Genomic DNA, 4,480 nt, shown 5'->3' on the forward strand with positions numbered 1-4,480 from the left:
CGACTTGGTGAACCTGGCCAAGTGGAAGGCCGAGCAGGAGGCGAAGCTGAACGCGGAGCTGGCCCGCCAGCTCGCCGCAGCCAACGAGCGGGCCGAGAAGGCGGCTAGGATTGCTCAGGACAGCAGCACGGCCAAGGACCGGGCTCAGACCTTGCGCCGGCAGTTGGCCAGCGTGGAGGGGACGAAAACACGAGCCCTGGCCGAGCGCGGGGAAGCCCTCAATGACTTGACCCAGGTAGCCGTGCGCGCAGCCCAGGGCGAGGCCCTGCCGGCGCACGTGCTGGCTTACGGGCAGCAGGTGCGCGCCGGCGTGCAGGCCGAGCTAGAGGGGCACGTGCAGCAGGCCCTCAAAGCGCCCATTCGGAAAATCAGCGACCTAACCGAGCAGCTGCAACGCTTGCCGGGCTACCAGCACAGCCAAGACCCCACCACGAAGGGCCACCGCTTCGAGCACGTGGCCACCGGCAGCCGGTTCAAGCTCGGCGAGCTGAAGCCGGGCGGGGTGCCCGCCAAAGAGGCGTACGAGCAGGCCGTGCAGCGCACCCAGCAGCGCGACCAGGCCCAGAGCAAAGAGCAAAGTCGAGGGGGCGGGATTAGCATGTAGCCCAGGTCCGAAATACCCCTACTTTAAGAACGTAAGAAGTAGCATGCTGTAACTACTTGATTATCAATACCAATCACTTTCCATACTGGAAAGCGGGACTTTCCACCTTAGAAAGTACCACTTTCCAAAATGACATACTAAATGGAAAGTATGAGTTGCTTTTCAGTAGTTCTTTTGGAAAATGAGTTTTACTTTTGAGGGAACTCTGAATTTCCTTTTTAACCCTCATTTGGAAAATGAAACTTTCCGATTTCGAAAAGAACAGAACTAATCCCTTCTTAGATAAGGCGTTGGAAGAAGTCCAAATCTCACGCAAGTACAAGACCGCAAGTCGTACAAGTGAGGGTGCGATGCTGCAAGCGTTCGACCCGAACACCGGCGAGATTTTGGGCCATACTATGTTCATCCGGGAGATTGAGGTAGATGAAGAGAAATTCACCAAGGTTTACCTGAGCCAGTTCGAGAGCTTTTGGGAGCTTTCCAAGCCTGCTATTCGGGTATTCGGGTACATCATGCAGAAAATGAAGCCCAAGTCTGACAAGCTGGAATTCTTCATTGATGAGTGCATGGAGTACACTCAGTACAAGAGCATTAAGCCCATATACGCCGCCCTTGCCAGCCTAATAGAAGCAAAAATCATTGCTCGCGGCTACAACGAGAACGTGTACTTCATCAATCCCATGACCATGTTCAATGGCGACCGGGTGAGCTTCGTGCGCAGCTACGTGAAGAAGAAGCGGATAAAGCAGAGTGACCCCCAACAGCTATCCGTATTCGACGCCATTCCACCGCTTAACATAGGCTAGCTTGGCTCAGGGTGTGCGCCAAGACTTCACGAGGTCGGCCACCGCTGCTATAAGCTTAGCCAGACCAAAGAGGGCGACAACGAAGATTATCAGGATGACGAGCCAGTAGTAGTGGCCGAGCAGGGCAAGTAAGAACTGGCCGAGTTGGGGGGTGAAGGTTACTTCCATAAAAGTGGTTCTTGTTTGAGGTTATATATCCGCGCCGCAAACTGGTTTTTGGCGCTTTGCTAGCCTAAATAGGGGCAGGCGCGAAAACTGGTTTTCGCAAAGAACGCGGTGCAGGTAGGGGGGCGGAAAGTCGCCCTTGCCTGGTTGTTACCTCGAAGTAATCACCTGAAAATGTGCGTTGGTACGCTGGAAATGACCTTTTGCCGTTCTGCTGGCTTTGTTTGGTCGGTGCAGCAGTCAGCCGGGGATGCCGGCATACTGGCAGGGGACTAGGTCGTACTTGGTCGAGTGCTTGGGAAGGATGTACCATCCCCACGTAGAACCACGTCCTGAGCAGCCAGGTTAAGCCCTGGCGCGAGGTAGGGGCAGTGGGGAACAAAAGGGAAAAAGAACCTAGCTTTGGGGGCTGTTTGAAGCGTAACCGGCTCTGCTGAGGAGCAACCGGCCAGGAATAGAACAGCCCACAGACGCACCGTCTGAAGCCCCGCCCAGCGTTGAAGGTTCGCCCTCTGCTGCGCGGGGCTTTTGCGTTGGTGTACGACCTGGTTACACTTAGAAATCAAACAATGAACAAGACCGTATTCCGGGTAGCGAAGATGGACTGCCCGTCCGAAGAGCAGCTTATCCGCATGAAATTTGGGGGCAACGAGGCCATTGAGGCTTTGCAATTCGACATCCCCGCCCGGCAGCTCACCATCTTCCACACCGGGGACCCGGAGCCGATTGCCCAGACGCTGGAAGGGCTCCGACTGGATAGCTCGCTAGTTACTACCGAGGATGCGGGCCTGGCTGAGCTGACAGAGGAAGCCCCCAGCGACCGGCGCCTGCTGTGGACGGTGCTGCTCATCAACGCCTTCTTCTTCCTCCTGGAAGTAGTAACCGGGTTTGTCGCGCACTCGATGGGCCTGGTAGCCGATGCGCTCGATATGCTAGCGGATGCGCTGGTGTATGGGCTGGCCCTGTACGCCGTCAGCCAGGTAGTCAGCACCCAGAAGCGCGTGGCCAAGCTCAGTGGCTACTTTCAGCTCTTGCTCGCAGTGGGCGGGCTGGTGGAGGTGGTACGGCGATTCACCACCGGCGAGCAGGAACCCGACTTTGGGCTTATGATGGGTATTTCAGTGCTCGCCCTGATTGGTAATTCTGCCTCCCTCTACCTGCTGCAGAAGTCCCGTAGCCAGCAAGCGCACATGCAAGCCAGCCAGGTGTTCACCTCCAATGACGTGATAGCCAACATCGGGGTGATTGTAGCAGGCGGCTTAGTCTATCTGACTGGTTCCGCCCTCCCGGACTTGGTTATCGGCCTCATTGTATTTGGGCTGGTAGCGCGGGGTGCACTCCGGATTTTTCAGCTGGCGAAGTAAGTTCTGACATTAGGTTTTCAGGCATGGACCACTCCGCACAGAGCGTTCTGCAGGGCCCAAAATAGTTTATTCCGAACCTCGGCAGTTGTACCAAAATGAGCCCGACAGTGCGGCGTGGTTATGCCTGAAAACCTATCCCCGGAACGGGGAATGTTTTGTACTTTCGCTGTATGAGCCAAGTATGTCAGAAGTGCGGGAAGGAATACGAGCCGAAGAGACGCGGGGGTAAGTTCTGCTCGACCTCGTGCCGGGTAACCCGCCACCAACTCACGCGCCGGGGCCGTGTTTTGCCGGTGCTGCACAGCGGGGACGAGGTGTATTTGGCCAACAAGCTCGCGGCGGTCGGGCGCAGCTCGGTCGAGATGTTGGCCAAGGTGCAGGGCTTGCCAGCTGAGCAGGTGGCTGAGGAGTTGCGGCGCTTGGTGGAGGGGTGGGCCGGGGCCGCGAATAATTCCGTTATTGAGCGCATCCTAGCCGACGTAACCAAGGAGCGCCACGCCAATTACGAGGCCTACCGAAAGCGGACGGGCTTGTATTAGCGTAAAGAATAAGCGTAAGTGCGCCCGACAAGCGTAAGTATTAAGCGTAAGTTTTCCCTGCTGATGGGTCCGTTAGCGTAAGCTCCAAGCGTAAGTTTTGCGCCGGTCGTTCTTGCGGTATAACCCACTATACCGGGCTACGCCCGGTGTGGGCCCTGCGGGCGGCTCTACGCGGTCCCTGGTTGTTTCTTTCCTTTTGTTCCCCACTGCCCCATGCCCTACGCCATTCTCCGAGTAGCTAAAATCAAGACCGCCCAGCAGGGCGCGGCCAAGACGGCGCACAACTACCGGTTGCGCGAAACGCCCAATGCCGACGCCGAGCGTAAGCCTCTCAATCACGAGTACATCAACACGGCCGAGCGCAACTATTGGGAGCTGGCCACCGAGCGCATCCAGGAAGCGGGGGCGAAGGTGCGGCCGGACTCGGTGCGGGGGGTGGAGGTGATTTTAACGGCCAGCCCGGAGGCCTTCAAGCGGGACGAGCAGGGCCGGGTGGGCGACATGCGGGGCAGCAAGTGGGCGGAGGCTAACGTTGCATTTCTCCAAGCCAAGTTCGGGAAGGAGAATGTGGTGGCCATGACGCTGCACCAAGACGAGCTAACGCCCCACTTTCAGGCCGTGGTGGTGCCCATCACGAAGGACGGGCGACTATCGGCCAAGGACCTGTTCAACCCCAAAACCCTGCGCGAGCTGCAAAGCGAGTACGCCGCGGCCATGAAGCCGTTCGGGCTGGAGCGGGGGGTAGAGCACAGCCGGGCCAAGCACGAGGTGATGCGCCACGTGTACGGGGCGCAGGAGCGGGGCCGGGCCGCGGTGGGGGAGTTGGCCACGCCGACGCCGGCCGGGCGGCTGAGCATTGAGGGGCCGGGCCCGCTCGACTTGGTGAACCTGGCCAAGTGGAAGGCCGAGCAGGAGGCGAAGCTGAACGCGGAGCTGGCCCGCCAGCTCGCCGCAGCCAACGAGCGGGCCGAGAAGGCGGCTAGGATTGCTCAGGACAGCAGC

6 protein-coding genes are annotated in these 4,480 nt (G+C 58.5%); 5 read left to right on the forward strand and 1 reads right to left on the reverse strand.

The window, feature by feature from the left end:
• Both KLP40_RS20930 and KLP40_RS20935 read left to right on the forward strand, forming a co-directional pair.
• A partial coding sequence (locus KLP40_RS20930) for a hypothetical protein (RefSeq protein ID WP_215595792.1) occupies positions 1 to 604 on the forward strand: 604 nt, incomplete at its 5' end.
• A gap of 236 nt (positions 605 to 840) precedes the next feature.
• Positions 841 to 1,410, forward strand: coding sequence for a replication/maintenance protein RepL (locus KLP40_RS20935; RefSeq protein ID WP_215595793.1), 570 nt, complete (start codon positions 841 to 843; stop codon positions 1,408 to 1,410).
• Positions 1,411 to 1,416: 6 nt separating this feature from the next.
• On the opposite strand, the gene KLP40_RS20940 is transcribed toward KLP40_RS20935, so the two are convergent.
• A complete protein-coding gene (locus KLP40_RS20940) occupies positions 1,417 to 1,578 on the reverse strand; it encodes a hypothetical protein (protein ID WP_215595794.1) in 162 nt (53 codons plus the stop codon).
• A 566-nt stretch (positions 1,579 to 2,144) separates the two neighbouring features.
• On the opposite strand from KLP40_RS20940, the gene KLP40_RS20945 reads away from it, so the two are divergent.
• The 3 genes from KLP40_RS20945 to mobV all read left to right on the forward strand — a co-directional run.
• Positions 2,145 to 2,939: a cation transporter gene (locus KLP40_RS20945; RefSeq protein ID WP_215595795.1), complete on the forward strand. Its 795-nt coding sequence runs from the start codon at positions 2,145 to 2,147 to the stop codon at positions 2,937 to 2,939.
• Between the two features lie 170 nt (positions 2,940 to 3,109).
• Complete coding sequence (locus tag KLP40_RS20950; protein ID WP_215595796.1) at positions 3,110 to 3,478, forward strand: hypothetical protein; 369 nt, start codon at positions 3,110 to 3,112, stop codon at positions 3,476 to 3,478.
• Positions 3,479 to 3,691: 213 nt separating this feature from the next.
• Positions 3,692 to 4,480, forward strand: a 789-nt coding sequence (mobV, locus tag KLP40_RS20955; RefSeq protein ID WP_215595797.1) for a MobV family relaxase, incomplete at its 3' end; no start/stop codon positions are given.

The sequence above is a fragment of the Hymenobacter piscis genome (assembly GCF_018760735.1).
GTDB classification, from domain to species: Bacteria; Bacteroidota; Bacteroidia; order Cytophagales; family Hymenobacteraceae; genus Hymenobacter; species Hymenobacter piscis.